This window comes from Amycolatopsis sp. N2S4-7, assembly GCF_058119595.1.
This window is the reverse complement of record NZ_CP172299.1, coordinates 4,700,316-4,725,725: the sequence shown is the minus strand read 5'-3', so window position 1 is coordinate 4,725,725 and position 25,410 is coordinate 4,700,316. Positions and strand designations below refer to the sequence as shown.

Sequence of the window (25,410 nt, the reverse complement as noted above, 5' to 3'; positions counted from 1 at the left end):
CCGGATCACGCTCCACAGCCGCACTCAGGGGGCAGCACGTGAATTCCACCAGGCACGACAGAGACACCTGGGACCTGGCGTCCAGCGTCGGCGCGACCGCCACCATGGCCGCGGCGGCGCGGGCGATCGCGACCCGCGCGGATCGTTCGCTCATCGACGACCCGTTCGCCGAACCGCTCGTCCGGGCGGTCGGCGTCGACCTCCTCACCCGGCTCGCGAGCGGCGAAGTGCCCCCCGGCGACCTCGTCGAGCAGGTGTTCCTCGACGTGGCCAAGGTGCGCGCCAAGTTCTACGACGAATTCTTCCTCGACGCGGCCAACGCCGGCATCACGCAGGCCGTGATCCTGGCTTCGGGCCTGGATTCCCGCGCCTACCGGCTGCCCTGGCCGGCCGGGACCGTGGTGTACGAGGTCGACCAGCCGCGGGTCATCGACTTCAAGACGCGCACACTGGCCGAGCTGGGTGCCGCGCCCACCGCCGACCGCCGGGTGGTCGCGGTCGATCTGCGCGACGACTGGCCCGCCGCCCTGTGCGTCGCCGGCTTCGACCCGGCCCGGCCGACCGCGTGGAGCGCCGAAGGCCTGCTGGGGTACCTGCCGCCCGAGGCGCAGGACAGCCTGCTGGACACCATCACCGAACTCAGCGCGCCGGAAAGCCGCGTGGCCACCGAAAGCCGGCCGAACCCGCGGCCGGGCGACGAGGACAAGACGAAGGAACGCCTGCAGGGCATCTCCGAACGCTGGCGCGAGCACAGCTTCGACACCGATATGGCGCGGCTGCGCTACTTCGGCGAGCGCAACGAAGCCGCTCCCTATCTGACCGAGCTCGGCTGGGCCGTGAACGGGAGCACGATCCGGGACCTGCTCACCGCCGGCGATCTCCACTCCCTCAAGGACGACGACCTCCGCCTGGGCGACACGCGGTACGTCAGCGGCACCCTGGTGCGGCACGTCTCCCGGGGCTGACGGAGTTCAGCCCAGCGCGGCCGCCTTGCGCAGCAGCACCGAGCGTTCGGGCAGGTTGGTGCACAGCCGGGCCGCCAGCTCCAGCTCGGCCCGCGCCTCGGCGCGGCGGCCGAGCCGGGCCAGCAGCTCGCCGCGCACGGTCGGGACCAGGTGTGAACCGGGGAGCCGGTCCGTGGCGACCAGCTCGTCGACGATGGCCAGGGCCGGCGCCGGACCCGTGGCCATCGCCACGGCGACGGCCCGGTTGAGCTCGACCACCGGCGAGGGCGCGACCCGGCCCAGTGCCTCGTAGAGCACCACGATCCGGTCCCAGTCGGTCGCCTCGACCGACGGCGCCGACGCGTGGGTGGCGGCGATCGCGGCCTGCAGGCCGTAGGGGCCGAGACCGCGGGCCGACGCCTTGGCCAGCGCGGCCAGCCCGCGGCGGATCGCCGAGAAGTCCCACCGGCGCCGGTCCTGGTCCTCGAGCAGGACCGGCGTTCCGTCGGGGCCGGTCCGGGCCGGGAAGCGCGCGGCCGTCAGCTCGCACAACGCGAGCAGGCCGTGCACCTCCGGCTCGTCGGGCTGCAGCGCGGCCAGCGTGCGGGCCAGCCGGATCGCCTCGTACGCCACCTCTGGGCGCAGCAGCCGGTCCCCGGACGTGGCCGTCGACCCCTCGGTGAAGATCACGTAGATGACGCTGAGCACGCCGCCCAGCCGCTCCCGGCGCTCGTCGGCCGGCGGCAGCTCGAACGGCACCCCGGCCGCCGCGATCGTCTTCTTGCCGCGGGTGATGCGGGCCTGCACGGTCGGCACGGAGACGAGGAACGCCCGGGCGATCTGCTCGCTGGACAGGCCGGCGACCACGCGCAGGGTCAGCGCCACCTGGGCTTCGCGGGACAGCACGGGGTGGCAGCTGATGAACATCAGCGCCAGCACGTCGTCGTCGATCCGGTCGGGGTCGGCTTCTCCGTCGTCGGCTTCTTCCTCGGGCGCCAGCCGGGCGTACCGGTCCTGGAGGGCGGCCCGGCGGCGGATCGTGTCGATCGCCCGTCGCCGGGCCGTGGCCATCAGCCAGCCGGCCGGATTGGCCGGAACGGCGAGCGGCCAGGCCACCAGCGCCTCGGCCACCGCCTCCTGGGCCGCGTCCTCGGCCAGCCCGAAGTCGCCGGTGAACCGGGTCAGCGCGGCGACGATCCGCGCCGACTCGATCCGCCAGACGGCCTCGACGTCGGCTGTCCCCATCAGTTCCGGCCGTCGGCAGGCGGGGCCTCGTCGCTCCCGGGCACCCGCCGGACCTCGACCTTGGCCCCGCGGGCCGCCGGGACCCGCTTGGCCCACTCGACCGCCTCCTGTTTCGAGGCGACGTCGATCAGGAAGAACCCCCCGAACAGTTCCTTGGTCTCCCCGTACGGCCCGTCCGTGACGACCGGGGCTTCGCCGCTGAAGTCGACCACGACGCCCTGGGCCGGATCGTCCAGCCCTTCGGCCCCGACGTAGACCCCGGCCTTGAACAGGTCCTCGATGAACTGGCGGCTCGTGGCCATCATCTCGTCGATGTCGGCCATCATGGCCGCGTTCGACTCGTCGGTGCCCCGCATGATCAGCATGTACTTCGGCAACGCCGTCTCCTCGTCCGGTGGGGCAGCCTCTCGGCTCTCACACCATCACGTCGAACGGGCGGCCCGCAGATCGACACGGCCGCGGAAAAATCTCCCCGCCCGCGGGTTCGTCGTCACCGCGTGCCCGGTTCGAGGGCGGCCGTGCGCAGCGCCGCGGCCACGCGGGCCGCGGGTTCCGTCAGCCGTTGCGGGAGGTGGGCGAGCACGATGCGGCGTTGCTCTCCCGGACCGCCGCGGACCGCCATCACGCGCACCCCGGCGGGTACCACCGGGTCGAGCGCGCCGGGCACCGTCGTGATGCCGCAGCCTGCGGCCACGAGGTGCAGCTTGGCCAGCCAGTCGCGGGCGGTGTGGGCGATTTCGGGCCGTTCGTCCAGGCCGGGCCAGACGCCCAGCAGCCGGTTGTCGCCCGAGCCGGCGATCCAGCGCTGCCCCCGCAGGTCGACGACGTCGATGTACGCCCGGCGCGCGAGCGGGTGGTTCGCGGGGACGGCCACGTGCAGGCTGCGCTCGGTGAGGGTGTGCAGCACCAGGGCCGGGGTTTCGGTGTCCGGCGGCCGGAACGGGGGCGCGGAGGCGAGCAGCGCGAGGTCGACGGTGCCGGCGCGCAGGGCACGGACCAGCGCCGGCGTGCCGCCTTCGCGGCTGAGCACGGTGATGGCCGGGTGGGTGCTCCGCAGGGCGGCCAGCGCCCGGGGGACCAGGGCGGCCCCGGCGGTCGGGAACCAGCCCAGCCGGACCGTGCCCTGTTCACCGGGCAGCCCGGCGAGTTCGCGGGCGGTGGCGTCGAGCTGGTCGAGGACGTCGGCGGCGCGGCGCACCACGATCTGCCCGGCCGAGGTGAGCCACACCCCGTCGTGGCGCCGCTCCAGCAACGACGTCCCCGCGGCGCGCTCCAGCGATGCGATCTGCCGCGAAACCGCGGACTGCGTGTAGCCGAGCGCGGCGGCCGCGGCGGTGAGCGTCCCGCGTTCGGCCACCTCGCGGAACACCCGCAGGGCGGTCAGCGACGCATCGGACAAGGCCATGACAGGAATGCATACCAGGTCTGCGGTTCTTTCGCTGTTCGCATGGTCCGCCCGGTTCTAGCTTGGAGTCGTGAACCTGCTCAAGACCCCCTCGGCGTCGAGACCGCGCGCGCCCTGGACCCTCTCCGAAACCCTGCTCACCAAAGGAATCGCATGACCCCGAAAGTCGCTCTCGTCACCGGCGCCACCCAGGGCCTGGGGCTCGCCCTCGTCGAAGGGCTCGCCGCCCGCTTGTCCACTGAGGACACGGTGTACCTCACCGGCCGCGACGCCGGGCGCGTCGCCCAGGCCGCCGAAGCCCTGCCCGCGGGCGGGGCCCGGGTCCGCGGCGAGGTCCTCGACGTCGCCGACCCCCACGAGTCCGGCCGCCTGGCCGCGCGGCTGCGGGAGCGGCACGGCGGCGTCGACATCGTGTTCGGCAACGCGGTCATGCGCGTCGGCCCCGACGACGACCCGCGCGCGATCGTCGAGGACTACGCCGAGGTCAACAACTTCGGCACCACCCGGCTGCTGCGGGCGTTCGCGCCGCTCCTGCGCGACGGCGGCCGCTTCCTCGTCGTGGCCAGCTCGTTCGGCACGCTGAACCACCTGGCGCCCGCCCTCCACCCCCAGTTCGACGCTCTGTCCTCCTTGGACGAAGTGGACAAGCAGGTGGCAGCCTGGCGCGACGCGGTGAGGGACGGCACCGCCCGCGCCGGCGACTGGCCGGGGTTCGTCAACGTCCCGTCCAAGATCGGCCAGGTCGCGGCGGTGCGCACCCTCGCCGCCGAGCGACGCGAAGACGACCTCGCGCGCGGGATCCTGCTCGCGGCCGTCTGCCCCGGCATGATGAACACCCCGACGTCGGCGATGTGGTGGGACGTGAGCGACGCACCGAGCCCCGCCCAGGCGGCGGAGGTGCTGCTGGACCTGGTGTCGGAGCCGGTCACCCCGGCCCACTACGGCGAGCTGATCCGCAACGGCGAGGTCCTGCCCTGGCGATGACGGTTGCTACCGGGCCGCGCTCTCCCGCAGGTAGCCGGGCAAGCCGTCCCACCAGACAGCCGCGGTGCGGATCCGAGCCGGGAGATCGGGCTGGGTGATGACTTCGCCGAGCAGGTTCCGGCGGCCGCTGATCCCCATGCAGTACACCAGCCGATCCAGCACCGACGCCGACCGTGAACCTCGATCCCGCCGCGCCTGCTCGGCGTGCAGCAGGAAGGCCCGCCGGTAGAACTCGTCGGAGCTGGTGCCGCCCACGTGCCCGAGGGCGTACGCGGCGGAGTCCTTGATGTCACTCCTGAGCTGCTCGGACAGGACCATCGCCTCGATGAGGCGCCGTTCCGGTTCTGCGCCGAGGATCCGCAGGGCGTCGAGCAGCCGTTGCATCCAGTCGGGGCGGCCACGCTGCCGGAGCGTGCCGACCAGTTCACGGGCCAGTGCCCCGGCCAGCGGCGCCCGGTACGGCGTCGCGTAGAGGAGGAACATCGTGCAGAGCCGGACGTCGAACACCGGATCGTGCAGCATCTCGTGGATGAACACCGGCAGCAGCGGGTCGGGTGGGGCCGCGCCGGTGGGGTCGATCGCCTCGAGCGTCTCGGCGCCGAGCCGTTCGGCGACCGGGGTGGTCGGTGGTGTCACGGCGGCCAGCACCATGGCCCAGAGGCGGTTCGGGACCTTGGCCCGGAGTTCCGGCGGGAGAAGCTGCAGCGTTCTGGCCGCGAGGGGCGATCGCTCCGGGTTGCCGGACGCCACGAGGCTGCAGAGGATCGGCAGCAGTGCCGCCGTCTGCTGCTCGTCGAAGTGGCCGAACCTGACCTTCTTGACGCTGGTGAGCAAGGCTCCGTAGAAGGTCCGGTCGGTGAGCGGATCCGTGAGGTGCCGGACGACGGAAGAACTCGCGTCGGGGTGCGCGCTCGCGCTGAACACGCCGAGCGTGCCGATCAAGCTTTGCGCCGACGAGTCCGCGGCCGCGGCGGCGGCCGTGGCCAACGCCGCCCGCTGGCCGACCGGGTGGACGATGAGCCGGTGGAAGGCTTCCGCCCGGCGCATCCACGACACCCCGTCGGCGATGCACATCTCGGTGAGCAACCGTTCCGAGAGCCGGAGCCAGGTCGAGGCGGGGCTCAGCACCAGCTGGGGCCGGCAGGCGAGGAGTTCGGTCAACCGGTCCCATTCGTCGCTGCTGACGACGGCGTCGGTGCCGGCCGAGTCGATCAGTTCGTCGAGAGGGGCTCCCGGCGCCGGGCGGCGGTGCCGGGCCCAGGGCGGGACCGTCCGGGTCGGCGGCGTGAGGTAGCGGGCCACGGTGTCGTTGACCGCGGCCAGCAGGCCGGGGCGCAGGTCGAGCAGCTGTTCGTACCGCCGCACGGCGGCGCTCGGCACCGTGGTGCGGCGGTTCTCCCAGCGAGACACGGTGCTGATGGATACGGACGGGGTCCGGCCATCGGCGTCGAAGTCGGCGGCGAACGCCGCAAGACGGCGGTACCGCGGTGCTGAGCCGAGAACCCGGTTCGTCCGTAACAGCCACCCGACTCGCCGGCCGGCGTTCACCCTCTGCATCGCGCGCTCCTCCCCGGTACAGAAGACATCGCGTCGATGCCGCCTGGCGAGCGCCGTTGCAGAATTGCGGCGAAAGGTCTCGCGGTCTCCCCTGAACGCGCCGGAAGCGTTCAGCCGTGCGCCGTCGTCAAGGGGCGTTGCAGGGAAATCCGGAGCTGCGAATCCGGCCGCTCACCCGGTGGCTCCTTCGTACCGTCGGAAGCTCGATTTCGGCGAACACGAAGGAGAAATCCATGAAGAGCCCGGAAATCCGCGTTGCCCGGCCGCGCCGTCCGGGACGGGTGGCACGGGCAACCGGCATCGCGGCGGCCGTCGGTCTGCTGATGGCGGGCGTCGCGACGGAAGCCACTGCGAGTTCGTACCCGGTGCACGTCGGCAACAGCAGCGTGGCGCTCCGCGACTGCTACCACCCGGCCAAGCAGCCCTACCCGCGTCAGGCGTGCACCCTCCAAGCCACCTTGCCGGCCGGGCTGAACATGACTTTGGTCTGCCAGCACGAGGGCCAGGACATTTACGGCGACCCGGTCTGGGACTACGTCAGCACGCCGTACGGCTACGGCTACGTCTCCGACTACTACGTCTACACCGGCTACTCGAGCTGGGTGCCCGGCGTGGACTACTGCAGCTACTGATCAGGCCGGACTTCGAACACCACGGTTCTGGAGGGAAACATGATGTCGGCCAAGGATGGCGTCGCCCGGCGATCGGCAACGCCCCTCTCGGCACGCCGTCGGCGACTCGCCGCGAGGGTCTCGGTGGAGTCGCACTAGGCGGGGACGTCCCGGTACCGCAGGATTCCTTCGACGCCGCGGAGGAAGGTCTCGCAGATCGGGGCCGGGTCGGTGAGGCAGCCCGCGGCCATGGCGCCGTCGCGGAGCATGACGAAGTGCTGGGCGGCCGGCTCGGGGGCGGTTTCCCCGGTCCCGGCGAGCAGTTCGGTGACGGTGCTCAGGAACCACTGCCGGTGCGTGAGGACGGCCTGGTGCACCGGGTGAGCGGGGTCGGGGTATTCGGCGGCGGCGTTGAGGAAGGCGCAGCCCCGGAACCCGGGGGACCGGATGCCGTCGGCGATCGTCGCGGCTACCGCCCGGACGACGTCGTCCGGGGGGCCTCCCGCGGTGCGGACCGCGTCGATCTGGGCGCGGATGGCCTGGTCGGCCTCGGTCAGGTAGGCGACCAGCAGGTCGTCCTTGCTCGGGAAGTGCCGGTAGAGCGTCGCGCGGGTCACGCCCGCGTCGGCGATGACCCGGTCGATGCCGACCGAGTGGAGTCCTTCGGAGTAGAACAGCCGGCTCGCCGAGGTGAGCAGCCGGGCTCGAGCTTCGGACATTGTGCTCCCTACCTGCTGGTTCGTTGGATCCAGCCTACCAGATAGAACGGTCTGTCTTGACGTTGGCGGTGACCCCTGCCATAGTCGGACAAGACAGATCGTTCTATCTACTTGGAGGATCCATGACCACCGAGACCGTTCCGGCCGCCGGAGTCGCGCAGACCCTGCGGAGGCTCTACTTCGTCCGGTTCGCGTTCGCGGTCGTCTGGGCGGGCCTGCTCTTCGCGACGGCGTCGAGCCTGGGCCCGGTCAGCGGCGCGTTGCTGGTGCTCTACCCGCTGTTCGACGTGGCCGCCGCCGTGGTCGACGCCCGCTCGTCGAAGGCAGGCGCGGCGCTGTATGTCAACATCGCGATCAGCCTGCTGGCCGGTGCGGGCCTGGCCGTCGCGGTCTCGTCCGGGATTCCGGCCGTCCTGCGCGTGTGGGGTGCCTGGGCGATCCTGGCGGGCGTCGTCCAGCTCGTCGTCGGCGTCCTCCGGCGCGGGCTGGGTGGCCAGTGGCCGATGATCCTCAGTGGCGCGATCTCCGTCCTGGCCGGAGCTTCGTTCATCCTGCAGGCCACAAAGGACGGTGCTTCGCTGACGACGCTGGCCGGCTACGCCACCTTGGGCGGCGTCTTCTTCCTCGTCTCCGCGGTGCGGCTGGGCCGCGCGTCGAAGAACGCGGTCACGAACTCCGGCCCAGACCGGCGTCCCGCGCGCGGATGATCGCCGTCGCGCGGTCGGCCACCTGGAGTTTCGTGAAGATCGCCGAGACGTTGTTGGCCACCGTTTTCGGGGCCACGCCGAGACGGCGGGCGATGGCCGCGTTCGGCAGGCCGGCGGCGAGCAGGTCGAGGATCTCGCGCTCCCGCTGGGTCAGCTGGGGGAAGGGGCTGTTCGCGGCCGGCGGGGTGGTGAGGAACCGCAGGACCTGCTGCGCCACCGCCGGGCCGAAGATCGCTTCGCCGGCTGCCACCGCGCGGATGGCGCGGGCGATCTCGTCCTGCTCGGCGCCCTTGACCAGGTAGCCGCGGGCGCCCGCGCGCATGGCGGCGAAGACCGACTCGTCGTCGGAGAACATGGTCAGGACCAGGACCGCGACGCCGGGTGCGGCGCGGGTGATCGCCTTGGTCGCGGCGATGCCGTCGAGGCCGGGCATCTGCAGGTCCAGGACGGCGACGTCGGGCCGGGTGGTGACCACTTCGCGGACGGCCTCGTGACCGTCCGCGGCGACTCCGGCGACGGTGAACCCGGGCAGCGAAGCCAGCAGCGCGGTCATGCCTTCCCGGACGATGGGGTGGTCGTCGGCGACGACGACGCGGATGTCGCTCACGAGGACACCGCCAGGGGGAGCCGGACGTGCACCCGGCCGCCGGCGGCGGACGGGCCGGCTTCGAAGCCGCCGCCGAGTTCCGCCGCGCGCTCGCGCATCGCGTGCAGGCCGACCCCCGGGTGCCAGGGCCCGTCCGGCGGGCCGTCGTCGACGATCTCGAGGTCGAGCTCGCCGTCGCAGCGCAGGCGGAGCACGGCACCGGACGCGCGCGAGTGCCGGACCACGTTGGTGAGCGCCTCGGTCGCGATGCGGTAGGCGGCGACCTCGACCGCGGCCGGCAGCGTGGGGACGTGGTCGGGGACGTCGAGCCGGATCAGGAGCGCGCCGCCGTCGGCCCGCCGGCCGAGGTGCTCGGTCCGCTGCCGCAGCGCGCCGATCAGGCCCAGGTCGTCCAGCGCCGGCGGGCGAAGGTCCTCGACGAGCCGTCGGACGTCGGCGATCGCGGCGCGGATCTCCGTGCGGATGTGGCCCAGCAGGTCCCGCGCACGGTCCGGGTCGGTGGCGAGGAGGTTCGTGGTGGCGTCGGCGGTGAGCGCGACGCCGGTCAGCGCGGGGCCGAGGCCGTCGTGCAGGTCGCGGCGCAGCCGGCGCCGTTCCTCCTCGCGCGCGGTGATCAGCCGCTCGCGGGACGCCTGCAGCTGCGTGGAAAGCCCGGTGGCGTGCACGGCGACCGCCAGCGGTGCGGCGAGCACCGCGAGAGCCGCGTGGTCGGCTCCGCCGAGCTCGCGCTCACCCGGCCGCGCGCCGACGCGCAGTTCGCCGACGGCCGTGCCGCCGTACTCCAGCGGAACGACGCTCACCTCGTCCGGGGCGGCACCGTCTTCGACGAGGACGGTGCCGGCCGTGGCGAGCGCGACGTACGGCACGCGCAGCGCGGCCCGGATCGCCGCCACCACGCCGTCGAGGCCGGAGCCGGTCAGCTGCTCGCCGACCCGCGAGACCACCCGCGCGGGGTCGCTCCGGTCGCCGTACAGCGCGCGGTCGACCGCCCGCTGCAGGCGCGGCAGCACCGGCGCGACCAGCAGGGCGACCACGATCGTGGCGACCGCCGAGCGGCCGAACCCGGCGGTGACGACCCGGTCCAGCAGCGTGACCAGCGCGCCGTAGACCAGCACGACCCCGGCGGACAGCAGCACCCACGCGATCACCCTGGCCACCGCGAGCCGGATGTCCAGCAGGCGGTGCCGCACGATCGCGATGGTCACCGCCACCGGGATGAGCGGCAGCGAGAACAGCACGACGACCGGCGTCCCCGCGACGAGCGACCACGGCGTGACGAACGCGGCCGCGGTGATCGTGGCGAGCAGCAGCCAGAGCAGCTGACGGCGGCGCGCGTCGTCACCGCGCCGGTACCGCACGACCAGCGCGCCGATCGCGAGCGCCAGCGCGGCCAGCGTCCGCACTTCGCCGACTGTCCACAGAGGAGCGAGTTCGGCGTAGCGGGACAGCGTCGGGAAACCAGGCGGCAGGCCCGGTGCCGGTGGCTCCGGGCTCGTCCCGAATTCGAGGACGAAGAGCGGCGCGGTGACGACGAGGGCGAGCACCGCCGGCCGCCAGCGCCGGCTCGGCAGGTGCCCGTCGGGGAACAGGACCAGCGCCAGTGGCAGGAAGAGCCCGATCGACCACGGCCACGACCAGGCGCACAGGGTGGCGACCAGCCGCTGGAGCCCGAGCGGCGCGCCGCCGTCGTGCAGGGCCTGCAGGACGGGCGCGGCCAGCGCGGTGGTCGCGTGGCCGAGGCCGTCGGCGGCGAACAGCCAGCCGATCCGGTTGCGCGGGCGGTGCCACGCGATGACCGCCCCGCAGGTGGCGAAGGCGACGCCCATCAGCGAGTTGGTCACCACGAAGGCGGCCAGCGCCTGCTGCCACGACCAGCCGACCCCGGCGCTGACCGCGACGGCCGCCCCGGCCTCGGTCGCGGCGAGCGTGCCGACGCCGGTCGCGAGGCCGCGCCCGAGTGTCATGCGGCTCAGTATCCGTGCTCGCGGTCCCGGTGTCCCGGGACCGCGATCCCGTCGTGACCGGGCGATTTCCCGGCCGGGGGGAACGCCGCCTCGGGCCGGGGGTACCGGCCGGGCGCCACTGTGGACCGGTCCGCACCACCCCGATCCCGGAGGTTTCCGTGTCCCGAACACACCGTGCCGGACTGCTCGTGCTCGGCGGGCTGTCCGTCCTCGATCTGCTGCTGCCCCTGGTCACCGACGGCGAGCACCCGCCCGTGGCCGTCGCGGTGGCCGCCGCCGTGCTGGGCCTGGCCAGCCTGGTGCTGGTCGTCGCGGCCTGGCGGGGTGCCCGCCGCGCGGTCGTCCCGCTGGTCGTCCTGCGGGTGCTGTCCGCGCTCGCCGCGGTGCCGGCGGCGCTGACGCCCGGCGTGCCCGGCCCGGTCGTGCTGCTCGCCGGGGCCCTGGTGCTGATCGCCGTCACCGGCGTCGCGCTCCTGCTGGCGCCCCGGCTCACGGCGGGCCGGCGATGACCGGGCGGGCGGCCCGCTGGGCGGCGGCGGTCCTGCTGCCGGCCGGCCCGGCCGCGATCGCCGTGCTCCGGCTGGTCCTGCCGTACGACACCACCGACGACGCCGTGGCGGTCGCGCGGAAGGTCGCCGCCCACCCGGGCGCCCAGTCCCTGGTGGTCTGGCTGGGGTTCGCCGGCGCCCTCACGCTGGTCCCGGCGGTGCTGTGGGTCGCGAGGCTCAGCCGCGCCGGGGCACCGCGGACGACCGCGGCCGCGTTGCTGTTCCTCGTGCCGGGGTACCTCTCGCTCGGCCTGATCGTCTCGAGCGACGCCGCGCTGCTCTTCGGCGTCCGCAACGGCATCGCCGAGCCGGTGCTGGGCCGCCTGTTCGAGAACATGCACCCGGCGACGGTGGTCGCGGGCGCGCTGTTCGTCGTCGGCCACGTGGTGGGCACGGTGCTGCTCGGCATCGCCCTGTGGATTTCGCATACGGTCCCCCGCTGGGCGGCGGTGCTCACGGCGGTGTCCCAGCCCCTGCACTTCGTGGCGGCCGTGGTCCTGGCCAGCCACCCCCTGGACTTCGCGGCGTGGGGCCTGAACGCGCTCGGCTTCGCGGTGGCGGCGCTCGCTTTGGTGCGCTCACCAGGGAAAACGCCGGAAATCGAGCGGCACCCAGCACCGGCGACAGCGGACCGGTGACCCGCGGCGAGGGGGCCGCAATCCAGGAGACGTCGGCGTTCCGCCCGATCGGCACCATGGAAACACGCACGGCGAAGGTATGAGGAACGCATACGAACGGCAGATGGATCGCACCCAGTGGTGGGCCACGCCGAAGCAGCCTCTAAGCCGGGCGTTGACCGTAACCGATCGACAAAAGGGAGTACCCGCACATGTTGGAGATCTTCGAGTCCTTCGAAAACGAGAACGAGCTCGCCATCCTGGCGAACAACAACGTCGCCCCGGAGATCGAGTTCAGCTGGGACGAGGACTGATCTCACGATGATCGGATTGGTCCCCGGGGTGCGTCCCTAGCACACCCCGGGGGCCATCCGGCACGTCCAGGGTAACGCGCGCAGCGGCGTGGAGGAAGCAGATGTCACCTGAGTGGATCGCCGGGCACGTACGGGTCGTCGCCGAAGGGCCCGACCGATGCCTCCTGGTACCGCCGAGCCGGACCGTTCTTCGCGTCCGCGTCGCGGCCGAGCGGATGCGGGGCTGGCTCGCCCTCCTGGACGGCACCCGGACCAAGGAAGAGCTGCTGGCCGCGGCCCCCGACGCCGGTGAGTTCGGCGAGGTCTGGGACGCGCTGACCCGCGACGGCTGCGTCCAGCCGGTCGCCGATACCCGCGACCGGTCCTGGTACCGGCTGCTCCCGCAGGCCCTGCGCACGCAGCGGCTTCGCGACTACCGCTTCCTGTGGCTCGGCCCGGCGGGGCCGGTCACCGCGCTGGCGGAGGCATGGCAAGCCGCCGGCCTGCGCACCGAGGCCCATGCGTGCGCCCAGGACGACCTCCTCGCCGCCGCCGAACAGGCGCTCGGCGACTTCGGGTCGCGCCTGGTCGTCTGCCCGGTGTTCGACCACGCGCCGGCGAAGGCCGTGGTCGCGCTGGACGACGAACTCGAACGGCTCGAGGCGCTGCGGCTGGTCGTCCGCCTGCTCGACCACAAGATCCACGCCGGGCCGGTGATCAAACCCGGCGTCGGCGCGACGATGTCGGACGTCTACCGCCGCCGGGAGGCCGCCGCGGCGTCGCCGGCGTTGTTCCAGGCCGAGCACCGGGATCCACCGCCGCCCGCGCCGGATGCCCTGCGGCCCGCGGAACTGCGCTGGGCCGCCGCGACGCTGGCCGTCCAGGCCGAGCGCTGGCTGGCGGGGGCCGCGCGCGCCGAGGTCCAGTCGGCCGAGCTGGTGCTGGACTGCGCCCACCTGACCGTCGACCACCACGGCATCCTCGCCCTGCCCGACCAGGCTGACCGGCGTCGCGCGGTCCGTCGCACCGACGCGTGGCACCTGCGCGATCCCGAGGCCGGGGTGATCCGGTCGGTGAAGACGCAGCCGACGCCGGCGCACTTCCCGCGGTCACTGCACATCGCGGTGGCCCGCGCGGCCGACATGCGCCGGGTGATGGACTTCCCCAACGACCTGACCGCGTTCGGTTCCAGCTGGGAGAGCGCCGCGGCCGCCGAAGGCCCGGCGATCGGCGAGCTGATCGAGCGGTACTGCGCGAACTGGGTTTCGCCGCGGACGCCGATGGTTTCCGCGAGCCACACCGAACTGACGCGCCGGGGCCTGGCCGCGGTGGCGCCGAGCGCCTTGGTCGGGTACTCCGCGGAACAGCACGCGGAGCGCGGATTTCCGTTCGCGCCGCTGGACGAGGACACCACCGTGGCGTGGGTTCCGGGCCGTGGCCTGGTGAGCGGCGCCGAGCGGTGGGTCCCGGCGTGCTGGGTGTACGTGTCGTGGAACTCCGTCCGGCCGGACGGCGAACAGCGCCACCTCTACCCGAACCTGTCCGGCATCGCGGGCGGGCGGACCTGGGCGGAAGCCGTCGCGAACGGCCTGTCCGAGACGATCGAGCGCGATGCCTCCATGGTCTGGTGGGCCAACACGCCCGTGCTGCCGCACGTTCCGCTCGAGGATTTCGCGCCGGAGCTCGCCGCCGAACTCGGCGACCGGTTCCGGACGTCGATCATCCCGATCTCGGACCGGTACGGGCTGGCCACCGCCGCCGCCTGCGTGCAGGACGTGCAGTCGGACTTCCTGGCCATCGGGTTCGCGACCCGGCCCGGTTTCGCCGAGGCGGGGCGGAAGGCGCTGGCCGAGGGCATCGGTCTGCAGTGGACCGGGCTGACGATGGCGGGGGCACGGCCGGGCAGCGCGCAGGCGAACGTCCTGTCCTCGCAACGGAACCTCAAGCCGTTCCGCGAGGATTCGCGCTACCTCGACTCGTACCGGGCCGACTTCCGGGACGTCAAGGACCTGTCCTGCCAGCTGCAGATCTACCTGGACCCGCGGGCGGGCGCCCACGTCTCGCCGTGGACGTTCGACGTCCCCGCCGGTCCCCGCCCGGCCGAGCCGGCGCGGGAACCGGAGTCCGCGGACGCCCTGATCGGGCAGGTCGCCGGGGCGCTGCGGGCGGAATTCGGCGAAGAACCGATCGCCGTCGACCTGACGACGCCGGACGTCGCGGAAGCCGGGTTCTCGGCGGTGCGCGTGCTCAGCCCCGGCCTGGTCCCGAACTTCCCGGCGGCGTTCCCGCAGTGGGGCCGGGAACGGGTGAGCCGCGCCGCCGTCGACCTCGGCTGGCGTGCGACGCCGTTGCCGGAGTCCGGGCTGAACCGCTTTCCGCTGGCGCACTACTGAGGAGGCCGGATGTTCGCCCGCTGGACGCAGCTCGACCTCACGCGCATCCCGCGTGGCCGGTCCGTGCTCGCCTCGGTCGCCATCGACTCGGTGGCCAGTGGCGCGCTGGTGCCGTTCGTGCCGCTGTACTTCGTCTTCCGGGCGGGGCTTTCCCAGTCGGCGGTCGGCGTGCTGATGACCCTGGCCGCGATCCTGGCCCTGCCGGCCGGGACCCTGGCCAGCCGGTTCGTCGGGCGGTTCGGCTCGGCACGCTGCCTCGTGGTCATCAACTACGTGCGGGCGCTCGCCGCGGTCGGGGCGCTGTTCGCGACCAGCCGGGTGCTCGCCCTGGTCGTCCTGCTGCTGTCGACGGCGGGGGACAACGCCTTCTGGGCCGGCAACTCGACGTTCGTCGCCGACATCACCGGGGACCAGCGGCGCCGGTGGTACGCGCTGGAAGGCAGCATCCGCAACGCCGCCATGGGGTTCGGTGCCCTGGTCGGCGGGATTTCCGTCGGGTTCGCCGGCAACGGCGGGCTGACCGTGTTCATGGCGCTGAACGCCGTGTCGTTCCTGGTCGCGGCCGTGCTGCTGCGCGGGGTGCGCACCGCGCCGCGGGTCACCGACGCCACCCGTCCGGCCCGCGCATTGTCCGTCTACGCGGACGTCAAGTTCAGTGTCTTCCTGATCGCCTCGGTGCTGCTGGTGGTGCCGTTGCTGGCGATGCCGTCCGTGCTCACGTTGTCCATGGTCCAAAGAGGACAGTGGGGCGCCGGCCTCGCCGGGGCGCTGATCGCGCTCAACGTCGTGATCCTCGTGCTGACGCTGCCGGTGGTGTCGCGGAAGGTGGAGCGGTACCGGCACCGGACGGTGATGATCGCGGCGGCGCTGTCGATCGCGGCCGGGGCCGCCGTGCTCGCCGCCGGGTTCCTGCTGCCGTCCTGGGGGACGGCGGTGTGCGCGGTGGTCGGCATGGTCGGGCTGACCGCCGGGGAACTGCTGAGCACGTCGGTGATGAACGACTTCGTGGCCCGGATCGCGCCGGCCGCCCGGCTGGCCCAGTACATGGCGGCCTACCAGCTCGGCTGGGCCGCCGCGGGGCTGCTCTGGCCGGTGGTCATGCTGTCGCTGACCGCCCGGGGCGGCGCGCTCGTGTGGCTGGTGACGGCGGGGTGCGGTGCGGTCGCCGCCGGGGCGTGCACCCTGGTCCGCCCGGCCGCCGTGGAGCCGGCTGCCGTCGCCGTGGCGGTCCCGTGATGCTCGCCGAGCGGCAACGGGGCCGCGCCCTGCAGACGGTCTGCGTCACCTTCGGTCGGGGGCAGCGCGACGAGCCGCTGCCGGGCTTGGCGCACCTGGTGGAGCACGTGTTCCACTGCCGCGGCGAGGCCGGGTCGGGGCCGTTCTTCGCGTCGTTGCGCACGGCCGGGGCGATCTGCAACGCCTACACCGGCGCGGATTACGTCCAGTTCTGGGTGAGCGTGCCGCCGGCCGGGCTCGGCCGCTGGGCGCGGATCGCGCGGCGGCAGCTCGTCGACCCGGTGCACGAGCCCGACGCGGTGCGGCGCGAACTCGACGTCATCGCGCAGGAGGTGGCGAGCAAGGTGCTGCGGCACCCGCAGCGCGGGTTCAGCGTGCAGTACAACCGGGAGGCGCTGTTCGACGACGAGGCCAACGCGCACAGCGGCTTCGTCGACAACCCGGCGCTCCGGGAGCTGACCCCCGGCGACCTCGACCGCTGGTTCCGGTTCTTCCTCGACCCGTCGGTCGCGCAGGTCGCGACCGTCGGGCCGCTCGGGCCGGACGAGGTGGCGGAGCGGCTTTCGCCGTTGCTCGAGGTGCTCGGCGGGGGTGCCGTGCCCGACGCGCCGCGGCCGCACGAGCTGAGCGGGCCGAGGGTGGTCCGGATCGAGCGGGCCGACGACTCGCCGCACGCCCGGGCGGTGTGCTTCCCGGTGGTCCGGACGGGGCGCTGGCTGACCGATCTCGCGGTGGCCCAGGTCGTCGCCGCGCTGCTGGGGCAGGGGGGCGGGCGGTCGCTGGTCGGCCGCCGGGCGCCGGTGGGGACGAGCGTGACGGCGCGGGCCGGGATCAGCGGCGACCCGAACGAGGACCGCTCGCCGACGTGCCTGACCGTGGAGGCGACGGGAGACCCGGACTGGCTGCCGGACGCGCTGAACTCGGCGCTCGGGACGCTGGCCGGCGGGCTCGAGCCGGCGGTGGTGGCGGATGCCGCGAGGTGGGTGCGCACCGGTGCGCTCAAGCGGTTCGACCGGCCGGTCCCGCGCACGCGCGCCGCCACCTGGCTGCGGATGTTCGCTGGCGCGTCCGTCGACGGCTACCTCGCCGAGTTGTCCGCTGTGGACAGCGGGCAGGTGGCGAAACTGGCGGTCGAGCTGGCCGCGCACGGTGGCCGGGAGGTCGTGCTGTGACCGCCGTCCTGGACTGCCTGCCCGAGCGGATCTCGACCCGCTGGGCGCATGCCGATGTGTACCGGTCGGGGATCGGGTCCGGACTGGCGCACGTCCGGTGGACCCTGGACGCGACCGGCGCGAACGCCGCCGAGGCGTGGAAGCGGGCGGTCATCGCGCGGCCGGAGTGGCGGGGCGTCGCCGCGAGCACCGGCGCCGGAGTGGGCACGAAGGTCCTCGCCGGGAAGCCGGCGTTGTCGTTCACGGTGACCGAAGACCGTCTCGGCCAATTGCTCGGATTTCTCGGCGGTACGGCCTTGACCTGGGCGGATCTGGACGTCGCCGACGTCGGACGGCCGGGAAGCCCGCGGCTCGCCGCCCGGAGGCTCGCCGCGGGGGAAGATCCGGACGTCCGGACGGACGGTCCGCTCAAGACGCACCTCACGGTCCTGGCCGACCTCGACGGAACCGCCGAGCCCGTCACCGTCCGCGAAACACCACCGGACATCAGGGAGCCGAGACGCGGCGGCGAAACGCGCCGGGCCGGAAGCGGCCGGCAGGCCTGGTACGCCGTGTGCTGGGACCTGCCGCAGGTGGACGCCGAACAAGCCGCGGCGGCGGAGTTGTTCCTGTTCGGCGTGGCCGGAGCGCCGTTCGCGCCGCTGTACCAGGCCCTTCGCGACGAGCTCGGGATCAGCTACGGCCTGCGCACGAGCGTCCAGCGCCGTCCGGGCGCCGCGCGGGCGTGGCTCGAACTGGGTTTCCCGACCGAGCGCGAGGCCGAGGTGCGCGAGGCGACCGAGCGGGTGCTGGGGCACCACGACGTCCGGCGGTGGATGGAGAACGCGCGGAACGTGCTGCTCTCGTCCGTGCTCGCCGCGCTCGATTTCGGGAGCGGGCAGGCGGACGCGCTGGCGTTCGGGCACGTCGTCGGTGATCCGGCATACTCGTGGAAGGTCGCGGGCCACCTGGGCGGCACCGACGTCGGCCGGCTGCTGGACCGCGTCCCGGGCGCGCTGGGCACGCTCGAGACGGCGAACGCCGGCAGCTATCACGCGTGAGGAGAAGAACCGTGCGGATCCGAGCGGCCGTCGAGGACGACCTCACCGCCATCGCCGAAGTCGGGCACCGGACCTGGCCACCCACGTACGAACCGCTGGCGGGCAAGGAATACGTCGCCGACGGACTGGCGCGGTGGTGGTCCGGCGACCTTCTCCGCCAGGCGCTGGAGCGCACGTTCGTCGCGGAGGACGCCGCCGGGGAGATCGTCGGGATGACCAGCTTCGGCCCGGTCGACGACGCGCTGGTCGTGTGGAAGCTCTACGTCGTGCCGGAGGCGCAGGGCTCCGGCGCCGGAACGGCGTTGCTGCGCAAGGTGCTCGCCACGGCCGAGGGCCGGACGGTCCGGCTCGCGTACGTCGAGGGGAACGACCGGGCGGCGAAGTTCTACGCCGGCCACGGCTTCACCTTCCTCAAGCGGGAAGCGGGCGCGAACGGCGGCCCGGATTCCGTGTGGCTGGAACGGGCCGCCTGACGTCGTCGCGGCCGATCAGCCCCGCGGCTCGTCCTCGAGCGCGCCGACCTGCTCCGGGTCCTCCGGAGCGGGCATGTGCCGGATGCTGTCGTCGCCCTTGTGGTCGTGGGCGCGGGAGTACCGGGAATCCAGCACCCGCCCCAGTTTGTGCGCCGCCCCGGCGTATGCCTCGTCCACAGTGGACGCGTGGTGGGTGACCGCGACCGGTTGCTTGCCGGCGGGCCGCGCCTCGATCACGCACTTCAGGTCGTCCGGCTTGCCACCGCCGTCCTCGCTGAGGTGCACCTCCACCCGGGTCAGCCATTCGCCGAACCGGGACAGGCTGTTCTCCAGGTCGGTGGTCACGTGGGTGGCCAGTCGTTCGCCACCGTGGACGTTGTGGTCGGTGTTGACCTGGATCTGCACGAGCACCCTCCAAAGCGGACGACGATGATCTCCGTCAGTACCACGGGGGCGGCAGGCTCAAACCCGCGCTCACCCGGTCGCCTGGGCCAGCGCGACGAGGATGCCCGCGGGGCCGCGGAGGTAGCAGAGCCGGTAGCTGTTCTCGTACTGCACCAGTTCGCCGAGGAGTTCGGCGCCGTGGGGCCGCAAGCGCTCGAGGGTGTCGTCGATGTCTTCGACGGCGAACATGACGCGGTGCAGGCCCAGCGTGTTCGCCGGCGTGTGCGGGTCGGTTTCCCGGACCGACGGTGAGTGGTACTTGGTCAGCTCGAGCCGTCCGTGACCGTCGGGGGTGCGCATCATCGCGATGTCCGACCGGACGCCCGCGAGCCCGATGAGGCGATCCACCGCGCTGCCCTCGACCGTCGCCTCGCCTTCCAGGTCCATGCCGAGTGCGCCGAAGAACGCCTTGGCCTCCGCGAGGTTGTCGACGACGATGGCGATGTTGTCCAGCCGCCGGATCGTCCCGGTCCGGGTGTCTTCCATGGTGTTCCTTCTCAGTCGTAGTAACGGCGGGCGCTGGACCCGACGCGGGTGATGTCCGTGCCGTAGATGTGCAGGCTGACGGCGGTCTCGTCGCCGACGTTGCGGATGCGGTGGATGTCGCCGGGCGGCGCGAACCCGCCGACCTCGCCCGGAGGGTTGTCCCGCGTGCCGATGGGGTTGAGCGCTTCGTCGAACAGTTCCTCGTGCTCGATGCCCGAGAGCACCCCCACGACGCACCAGGTGATGTGGTCGTGGATCCGGGTGGTCTGCCCCGGGCGCCAGACCAGGCCGAGCACGGAGAACGCCCCGTCGGGCTCGGCGTGCAGCAGGTGGCCCGCGACCCGGTCGGGCCGGCCGAGACGCTGTTCGGGCGTCAGGACTCCGGGGCCGGGCAGGTGCGCGCGGGCCTGCCCGGCGACCAGTTCCGCGGTCTCCGTCCAGCCGGCCCGGACGTCGACGGCCTTGCGCACGGCCGCGATGAGCTCGGTGAGCGTCGCCATGGCTGCGTCCTCCTTCGCTGTCCGGCTCAGCTTGCCGCGCCCCGACTCATTCGTCTAATAGCAATACTTGGGCGAACACATGTGTAACCTTGATGAATGCTTGATATCCTGCGGTTACGGGTCCTCGCGGCGGTCGCCGCGCAGGGTTCGGTCACCAAGGCCGCCAAGCACCTCAACTACTCGCAGCCCGCCGTCAGCCACCACCTGGCGAAGCTGGAGGCCGAGACGGGGGCCAGGCTCGTCCAGCGGGTCGGCCGGGGCATCCGGCTCACCCCGGAGGGCGAGCACCTGGCCCGGCGCGCCACCGAGATCGTCGGCCGGGTCGACACGGCCGCCGCGGAGCTGTCCGCGATGGTGGGCCTGCGCACCGGCCGCGTCCGGGTGGCCGGCTTCCAGTCGGCGCTCGCCGCGCTGGTGCCGCACGCGGCGGGCACCCTGCGCCGCGAGCACCCCGGCATCGAACTGCACCTGGTCGAGGCCCACCCGCGCGTGGCCCTCGACCTGCTGCGGGCCGGCGAGGTCGACGTCGCGGTCGTCTTCCGCTACGACGACCCGGCCCCGGACGACGTCCGCGCCGCGCCCCTGTTCGACGACCCGATGTACCTGCTCAGCCTCGAACCCGGCCAGACACTGGCGGGCAACCGCGACTCGGCCTGGATCGCGGGCTGCGAGAACTGCCGCCGCGAGTTCCTCGAGGCCTGCGACCAGGCGGGTTTCGTCCCGCCGATCGCGTACACCAGCGACGACATCATCGTCCAGCAGGCACTGGTCGCCGCGGGCATGGGCGTGACCACGATGCCGGGCCTGGCCCTGCGCACCCACCGCGCACCGGGAATCGAGGCGAGCATCATCACCACCTTCCGCCGGCACGTGTACCTGGCCACGTACGGCGACCCCCCGGACCCACCCGCGACGACGGCCTTCGTCAGCGCCCTGCACCACGCGGTCCAGGAGACCCGCCCGGGCGAGCCGACCTAGCCACCGATTCCTCCGGCGGGCGCGGCCGGTCTGCACTAGCAGTCCGAGGGTCTTCGAGAAGCCGAGGAGAGCCATGCCCGCCGTGCCGTCCGACGAGGAGTTCCGGACCTACAACCAAGGCGTCATCACCGAGTTCCGCACCCATCACGGCGTGGTCAGCCGGCCGCCGTTCCCGATCCTGCTGCTGACCACGACCGGGGCACGCACAGGACGGCGGTCGACCGTGCCGCTCGGCTTCGCCACCGACGACGAGGGCCGTGTCTTCGTGGTCGCCTCCAAGGCGGGCGCCCCCAGACATCCGGCCTGGTTCCACAACCTCCGAGCCAACCCCACGGTGACGGTCGAGCTCGGTGACAGCTCCTACCAGGCCCGGGCCCTCATCACGGCAGGGGAGGAACGTGACCGCCTCTACCGCCTGGTTTCCGACGGTACCTCCGCGTACGAGCACAAAACCGACCGCGAATTCCCGGTGATCATCCTCGAAGGCGTCCCCGCCCCGGCCTGACGCCTGCCATCTCCCATAGCCTGTTGCCGTGGTGTCGAAGAGGTGGGCCGTGCGCACCGGCAAGCTTCGCGGGATCGAACATCGTCGTGATCCGCTGCTCCGGCGTTCGCCGGGCCCGAACCCCGAGCCGGGCGCATGACACGACCGAGGGGAGCGGACGGAGTGGCACGTCTCCATGTCGGCTGCGCGATGTGGACCCACAAGGTGTGGCCCGGGCGGTTCCTGCCGCCGTCGCTGCCGGCCAAGGAGCGCCTGCGGGCCTACGCCGGCTGGTGCAACGCGGTCGAAGGCAACACCACCTTCTACGCGACCCCCGCCCGGAGCACCGTCGAGACGTGGGCGCAGCAGACCGGCCCCGGCTTCCGGTTCGTGGTCAAGCTGCCCAAGGTCGTCACGCACGAGCGCCGGTTCGCCGGGGTCGAGGCCGAGATGCGGGCGTTCCTGGACGCGATCGAACCCCTCGGCGACCGGGCCGTCCTGTGGACCCAGCTGCCCGGCTCGTTCGGCCCGTCGGACGTCGACGCCCTCGGCCGCTTCCTGCGCCGCCTCCCCGCCAACCGCCGGCGCGCCGTGGAGGTCCGTCACCCCGGGTTCTTCACCGACGCCGGCTCGACGTCGCTGCTGGAGACGGCCCTCGCCGAAGCGGACGCCGAGTGGGTGCCGTTCGACACCACGGTCTTCTTCGGGAGCCCGCCGATCAGCGAGACCGAGCAGGAGACCTGGACCAAGAAACCACGGCTGCCCCGGCGGACGCGGGCCCTGACCGACCAGCCGATCGTCCGCTACCTGGGCCGCGACTCGGTCGAGCAGACGGTCGAGGGCTGGCAGCCGTGGACGGAGGTGGTCGCCGGCTGGCTGCGCGAGGGCCGGTCACCGACGGTTTTCGTGCACACCCCCGACAACGACGACGCACCGGCCCTCGCCCGCCGCTTCCACGACGACGTGCGAGCGCTGGTGCCCGGCCTCGAGGCGCTGCCCGAGCCGGAGCCGGTGGAACCCGCGACCCTGTTCTGAGCGGAGCGGGACGCGCGCTGAGGCGGGCGGGCCCGGCTGTGCACGGAGCCCGCCGCTCAAGCTAGGGCGTGTCTGACAATGCCTTGGTCCAGGTGATCACGGCGTGGAGGACGACCGCTGATCGGTAGACGATGGCCAGCTTGTCGTAACGAGTCGCCAGGCCACGCCACTGTTTGAGCAGGTTGAACCGGCGCTCGACGACGTTGCGACCGCGGTAGTCCACCGAGTCGAAGGCGGGTGGTCGCCCGCCGCGGGAACCGCGGCGTTTGCGATGCCCGGCCTGATCAGCTGGCTCGGGGATCACCGCGATGATGCCGCGGTCACGCAGATACCCGCGGATCGCCCGCGAGGAGTAGGCCTTGTCACCGCGGACACGGTCAGGCCGGGTCCGAGCCCGGCCGCGCCCAGCCCGGCGGATGCGCAAGTGCCGCATCAGGTGCGGGAACATCGGCGCGTCCCCGGCCTGCCCAGGCCCGACCAAAGCCACCAGTGGCCGGCCGTTCCCATCGACGAGATGGTGCACCTTGGTGCTCCAGCCACCGCGGGAGCGGCCGATCGCATGGTCAAGCGGCTCGGTCAGCAGATCCGTGTAGTTCGACCCAGCCCCCTGTGGAGCGGGTGATGTTCGTGGCGTGCTGATGCGCCCGCGCGATCGTGGAATCCACCGACACCGACCAATCAACCAGGCCGGCCGCGTCAGCGTCGGTAAGCAGGCGCTGCAGCACGATGTCCCAAGTGCCGTCACCGGCCATCCGCCGATGCCAAGTCCAGATCGTCTGCCACGCACCGAACACCGCCGGCACATCCCGCCACGCCAGCCCGCACCGATACCGGTAGATGATCCCCTCGACCATCGCCCGCGCGTCCGAGAACGGACGACCACGCCTACCGGTCCGGACCGGCAGCAGATCCTCGATCAACGCCCACTGATCATCGGAGAGCAACTGGAACCGCGACACGACCAGCAGCATCCCAGCTACAAGCCGAGACTTTTGTCAGACACGCCCTAGCGCTGCAGGGTCAGCACGCCCGGCCGGTAAGGCAGGAGGCCGTAGTCCATGCCGTCCGAGCCGGGGTCGCGCCCTTGGTAGAGCAGCTGCAGGTTGCAGGGATCCACGGTCTTGGTCTGGTCGGGATTGGTGCGAACCAGATCGCCGTGGCTGATGTCGTTCGTCCACGTGGCACCACTGTTGGCCTTGCCCGCGAAGGGATTGCTCTCGGTCGCGGCCTGCGGGGTCCACGAGCCGCCCAGGCTGGTGGCGGTGAACGAGCGGAAGAACCGCCGCTCGTTCGTCCCGCGCGCCTCGACGATCATGAGGTACTGGTTTTGGCCCTGGATCTTGTAGACCTCGGGCGCTTCGAACAGGTTGAGGGGTGAATCGCTCATGATCTTCGTGTACGACGAACCGAAACTGCCCGGGAAGTTCCCGATGGGCATGCCGGCGCGGTAGATGCCGCCGTTGTCGTCGGCGAAGAACAGGTACATGTTCGTGTCGTCGCCGATGATGGTCTGGTCGATCGGAGCTCCACCGGCGATGGTGCCCGTGAACAGCGACTGCGGCGCGGACCAGCCGTTGGGGTTGGTGGGGTCGCTCGACGTCCGGTAGGAGAACGTCGGGCCGCCCCACTGGTAGGCGAGCACCCAGATGTTCTTCGGGGCGAAGTAGAACAACGTCGGCGCGATGGCACCGATGGACAGCGTGTTCTGCCCGGCGGTGGCCAGGTCGGACCAGTTCGTGAAGGGGCCGAAGCTCATCGAGCCCCAGTTCGATCCGGCGTCGTGCGTGGTGCCGTAGACGACGTGCTTGCCGTTGTAGACGACGTTGGTGAAGTCCTTGAGCGCGACCCACCCCGGCTTCGGGTTCGCCAGCGGGCCGGTCGAGGACCAGCGGTACGTCGACGGCAGCGTGCAGGTGCCGGTGCTGCCCCCGTCGACCTTGACGAGCTGCCACTGCTGGTTGCTGCCGTTCCAGTCGCTCCACTGCACGACGCCGGCGCCGTCGGCGGTCGAGGCACCCTGCACGTCGACCGCCTTGCCGCTGTTGCGGTTGACCAGCCGGACGTACCCGTTCCCGGAGTCGGCGAGGCTGAACTGCTGGTTGGCGCCGCCCTTGTCGGTCCACTGCACCACGGCGGCGCCGTCGGCGGTCGACGCGCCCAGCACGTCGGCGACCTTGCCGGAGTGCCGCGCGCGCAGCTGGTAGAAGCCGCCGCCGGCGTCCGCGAACTGGAACTGCTGGTTGCCGGCGTTGGTGCGGGTCCACTGGACGAGGTTCGCGCCGTCGGCGGTCGACGCGCCGTTGACGTCGAGGGCCTTGCCACTGTTGCGGTTCACCAGCACGTACCAGGCGGCGGTGTCCACCGTGGCGGCCGACGCCGACACGGGGGCCACGGTGAGCAGGCCACCCACGGCCGTCACGACTGCGGCGGCAGCCAACCCCGCCCGCCACCGACGACGCCACCTCACGGTGCGCGCAAACCCGACCGACATGGCATCTTCCCCTTCGTTGGCGAAGTGTTAGCGTTAACATTTCAGGCGGCGATCCGGGCCGGGAAATATCGAGGTTCGGAGGTGGTAGGGGCCCGTCGGTGCGGTCGGCCGCACCACGAGGACTGTGAACGATGACGTCGGCCGCGTCAAGGCGTGGCGGGAAGTTCCGCGTGACACGCTGGTGGTCCGATGTGGTGGCAGGTCCTCCGCAAAACCCCGGCTCGACCGAGCTGCCGGTGACGATAATTTCGAAAAAGAATTCCTCGAATATGTCGACAGTGCTCTTCGCCAAGTTTCAGGCGTGCGATTCGTTCGCGGAACTGGCGCAAGCCGCGATTCCGCGGCGATGTCACCCGTCGACCCGACCTGCGCAAACCCGTCAGAATCGGTTGAAACGCCCATAACATCACGAACGACACATTCTTCGTCCATTGTAGAGATACGGTGACTCTGCGCTGATTAAGCCGGTTGGACTAT

Annotated in this window: 25 protein-coding genes and 1 pseudogene; 14 read left to right on the top strand and 12 right to left on the bottom strand. The window is 72.3% G+C overall.

The features are described 5' to 3' along the window. The first annotated feature begins 38 nt into the window (after positions 1–38). Complete coding sequence (locus ACH54P_RS22035) at positions 39–965, top strand: class I SAM-dependent methyltransferase (protein ID WP_489915624.1); 927 nt, start codon at positions 39–41, stop codon at positions 963–965. Positions 966–971: 6 nt separating this feature from the next. Here the strand turns inward: ACH54P_RS22035 and ACH54P_RS22030 are convergent, their stop codons facing one another. From ACH54P_RS22030 to ACH54P_RS22020, 3 genes are all read right to left on the bottom strand, one after another. Then, positions 972–2,189, bottom strand: a complete 1,218-nt coding sequence (locus ACH54P_RS22030) for an RNA polymerase sigma factor (RefSeq protein WP_489915622.1) — start codon at positions 2,187–2,189, stop codon at positions 972–974. Further along, the gene (locus ACH54P_RS22025; RefSeq protein WP_489915620.1) at positions 2,189–2,566 is read right to left on the bottom strand and encodes a YciI family protein; all 378 of its coding nucleotides are present in this window, start codon (positions 2,564–2,566) and stop codon (positions 2,189–2,191) included. Before ACH54P_RS22025 ends, ACH54P_RS22030 begins: the two co-directional genes overlap by 1 nt. Before the next feature lie 113 nt (positions 2,567–2,679). Next, positions 2,680–3,594 carry a LysR substrate-binding domain-containing protein gene (locus ACH54P_RS22020; RefSeq protein WP_489915618.1) on the bottom strand — a complete coding sequence of 305 codons (915 nt, stop codon included), beginning with the start codon at positions 3,592–3,594 and terminating at the stop codon, positions 2,680–2,682. A gap of 153 nt (positions 3,595–3,747) precedes the next feature. Between ACH54P_RS22020 and ACH54P_RS22015 the strand changes: the two genes are divergently transcribed. Continuing rightward, on the top strand, positions 3,748–4,578 hold the full coding sequence (locus tag ACH54P_RS22015; protein ID WP_489915616.1) for an SDR family NAD(P)-dependent oxidoreductase: 831 nt from the start codon (positions 3,748–3,750) through the stop codon (positions 4,576–4,578). Between the two features lie 6 nt (positions 4,579–4,584). Here the strand turns inward: ACH54P_RS22015 and ACH54P_RS22010 are convergent, their stop codons facing one another. Further along, positions 4,585–5,988, bottom strand: a complete 1,404-nt coding sequence (locus ACH54P_RS22010) for a hypothetical protein (RefSeq protein WP_489915614.1) — start codon at positions 5,986–5,988, stop codon at positions 4,585–4,587. Positions 5,989–6,368: 380 nt separating this feature from the next. Between ACH54P_RS22010 and ACH54P_RS22005 the strand changes: the two genes are divergently transcribed. Next, entirely contained in the window at positions 6,369–6,767 is a 399-nt protein-coding gene (locus tag ACH54P_RS22005) for a hypothetical protein (protein WP_489915612.1), read from the top strand. A 134-nt stretch (positions 6,768–6,901) separates the two neighbouring features. Here ACH54P_RS22005 and ACH54P_RS22000 read toward each other — a convergent pair whose 3' ends face one another. Further along, positions 6,902–7,465, bottom strand: a complete 564-nt coding sequence (locus ACH54P_RS22000) for a TetR/AcrR family transcriptional regulator (RefSeq protein WP_489915610.1) — start codon at positions 7,463–7,465, stop codon at positions 6,902–6,904. A 122-nt stretch (positions 7,466–7,587) separates the two neighbouring features. On the opposite strand from ACH54P_RS22000, the gene ACH54P_RS21995 reads away from it, so the two are divergent. After that, positions 7,588–8,172, top strand: coding sequence for a hypothetical protein (locus ACH54P_RS21995; RefSeq protein ID WP_489915608.1), 585 nt, complete (start codon positions 7,588–7,590; stop codon positions 8,170–8,172). Here ACH54P_RS21995 and ACH54P_RS21990 read toward each other — a convergent pair. Together ACH54P_RS21990 and ACH54P_RS21985 are read right to left on the bottom strand one after the other, a co-directional pair. Continuing rightward, positions 8,132–8,779: a response regulator transcription factor gene (locus ACH54P_RS21990; protein ID WP_489915606.1), complete on the bottom strand. Its 648-nt coding sequence runs from the start codon at positions 8,777–8,779 to the stop codon at positions 8,132–8,134. The genes ACH54P_RS21995 and ACH54P_RS21990 overlap by 41 nt on opposite strands. Further along, positions 8,776–10,743 (bottom strand): sensor histidine kinase, encoded by a 1,968-nt coding sequence (locus tag ACH54P_RS21985; protein ID WP_489915604.1) that lies wholly within the window; start codon positions 10,741–10,743, stop codon positions 8,776–8,778. The genes ACH54P_RS21990 and ACH54P_RS21985 overlap by 4 nt, the downstream gene beginning before the upstream one ends. 158 nt (positions 10,744–10,901) lie before the next feature. On the opposite strand from ACH54P_RS21985, the gene ACH54P_RS21980 reads away from it, so the two are divergent. The 7 genes from ACH54P_RS21980 (at position 10,902) to ACH54P_RS21950 (ending at position 18,515) form a co-directional block, all read left to right on the top strand. Beyond that, positions 10,902–11,252, top strand: coding sequence for a hypothetical protein (locus tag ACH54P_RS21980; protein ID WP_489915602.1), 351 nt, complete (start codon positions 10,902–10,904; stop codon positions 11,250–11,252). Continuing rightward, positions 11,249–11,929, top strand: coding sequence for a hypothetical protein (locus ACH54P_RS21975; protein WP_489915600.1), 681 nt, complete (start codon positions 11,249–11,251; stop codon positions 11,927–11,929). The genes ACH54P_RS21980 and ACH54P_RS21975 overlap by 4 nt, the downstream gene beginning before the upstream one ends. A gap of 394 nt (positions 11,930–12,323) precedes the next feature. Then, positions 12,324–14,594, top strand: coding sequence for a YcaO-like family protein (locus ACH54P_RS21970; RefSeq protein ID WP_489915598.1), 2,271 nt, complete (start codon positions 12,324–12,326; stop codon positions 14,592–14,594). 9 nt (positions 14,595–14,603) lie between these two features. Further along, a complete protein-coding gene (locus ACH54P_RS21965) occupies positions 14,604–15,830 on the top strand; it encodes an MFS transporter (protein ID WP_489915596.1) in 1,227 nt (408 codons plus the stop codon). Next, a complete protein-coding gene (locus ACH54P_RS21960; RefSeq protein WP_489915594.1) occupies positions 15,830–17,002 on the top strand; it encodes a M16 family metallopeptidase in 1,173 nt (390 codons plus the stop codon). The genes ACH54P_RS21965 and ACH54P_RS21960 overlap by 1 nt, the downstream gene beginning before the upstream one ends. Further along, positions 16,999–18,042, top strand: coding sequence for an insulinase family protein (locus ACH54P_RS21955; protein ID WP_489915592.1), 1,044 nt, complete (start codon positions 16,999–17,001; stop codon positions 18,040–18,042). The genes ACH54P_RS21960 and ACH54P_RS21955 overlap by 4 nt, the downstream gene beginning before the upstream one ends. Positions 18,043–18,053: 11 nt before the next feature. After that, entirely contained in the window at positions 18,054–18,515 is a 462-nt protein-coding gene (locus ACH54P_RS21950; protein ID WP_489915590.1) for a GNAT family N-acetyltransferase, read from the top strand. 15 nt (positions 18,516–18,530) lie between these two features. Here ACH54P_RS21950 and ACH54P_RS21945 read toward each other — a convergent pair whose 3' ends face one another. The 3 genes from ACH54P_RS21945 to ACH54P_RS21935 all read right to left on the bottom strand — a co-directional run bounded on the left by ACH54P_RS21945 (position 18,531) and on the right by ACH54P_RS21935 (position 19,945). Beyond that, a complete protein-coding gene (locus tag ACH54P_RS21945; RefSeq protein ID WP_489915588.1) occupies positions 18,531–18,926 on the bottom strand; it encodes an HPF/RaiA family ribosome-associated protein in 396 nt (131 codons plus the stop codon). 63 nt (positions 18,927–18,989) lie between these two features. Then, entirely contained in the window at positions 18,990–19,445 is a 456-nt protein-coding gene (locus tag ACH54P_RS21940) for a VOC family protein (RefSeq protein WP_489915586.1), read from the bottom strand. Between the two features lie 11 nt (positions 19,446–19,456). Continuing rightward, a complete protein-coding gene (locus ACH54P_RS21935; RefSeq protein ID WP_489915584.1) occupies positions 19,457–19,945 on the bottom strand; it encodes a cysteine dioxygenase family protein in 489 nt (162 codons plus the stop codon). A gap of 96 nt (positions 19,946–20,041) precedes the next feature. On the opposite strand from ACH54P_RS21935, the gene ACH54P_RS21930 reads away from it, so the two are divergent. The 3 genes from ACH54P_RS21930 to ACH54P_RS21920 all read left to right on the top strand — a co-directional run bounded on the left by ACH54P_RS21930 (position 20,042) and on the right by ACH54P_RS21920 (position 22,442). Continuing rightward, entirely contained in the window at positions 20,042–20,923 is an 882-nt protein-coding gene (locus ACH54P_RS21930; protein WP_489915582.1) for a LysR family transcriptional regulator, read from the top strand. A 73-nt stretch (positions 20,924–20,996) separates the two neighbouring features. Further along, on the top strand, positions 20,997–21,428 hold the full coding sequence (locus ACH54P_RS21925) for a nitroreductase/quinone reductase family protein (protein WP_489915580.1): 432 nt from the start codon (positions 20,997–20,999) through the stop codon (positions 21,426–21,428). A gap of 162 nt (positions 21,429–21,590) precedes the next feature. Continuing rightward, entirely contained in the window at positions 21,591–22,442 is an 852-nt protein-coding gene (locus ACH54P_RS21920) for a DUF72 domain-containing protein (protein ID WP_489915578.1), read from the top strand. Positions 22,443–22,503: 61 nt separating this feature from the next. Here the strand turns inward: ACH54P_RS21920 and ACH54P_RS21915 are convergent. Then, positions 22,504–23,413 (bottom strand): annotated as a pseudogene (locus tag ACH54P_RS21915) (IS5 family transposase). A 35-nt stretch (positions 23,414–23,448) separates the two neighbouring features. Next, positions 23,449–24,933, bottom strand: coding sequence for a non-reducing end alpha-L-arabinofuranosidase family hydrolase (locus ACH54P_RS21910; RefSeq protein WP_489915576.1), 1,485 nt, complete (start codon positions 24,931–24,933; stop codon positions 23,449–23,451). Between the last annotated feature and the right edge of the window lie 477 nt (positions 24,934–25,410).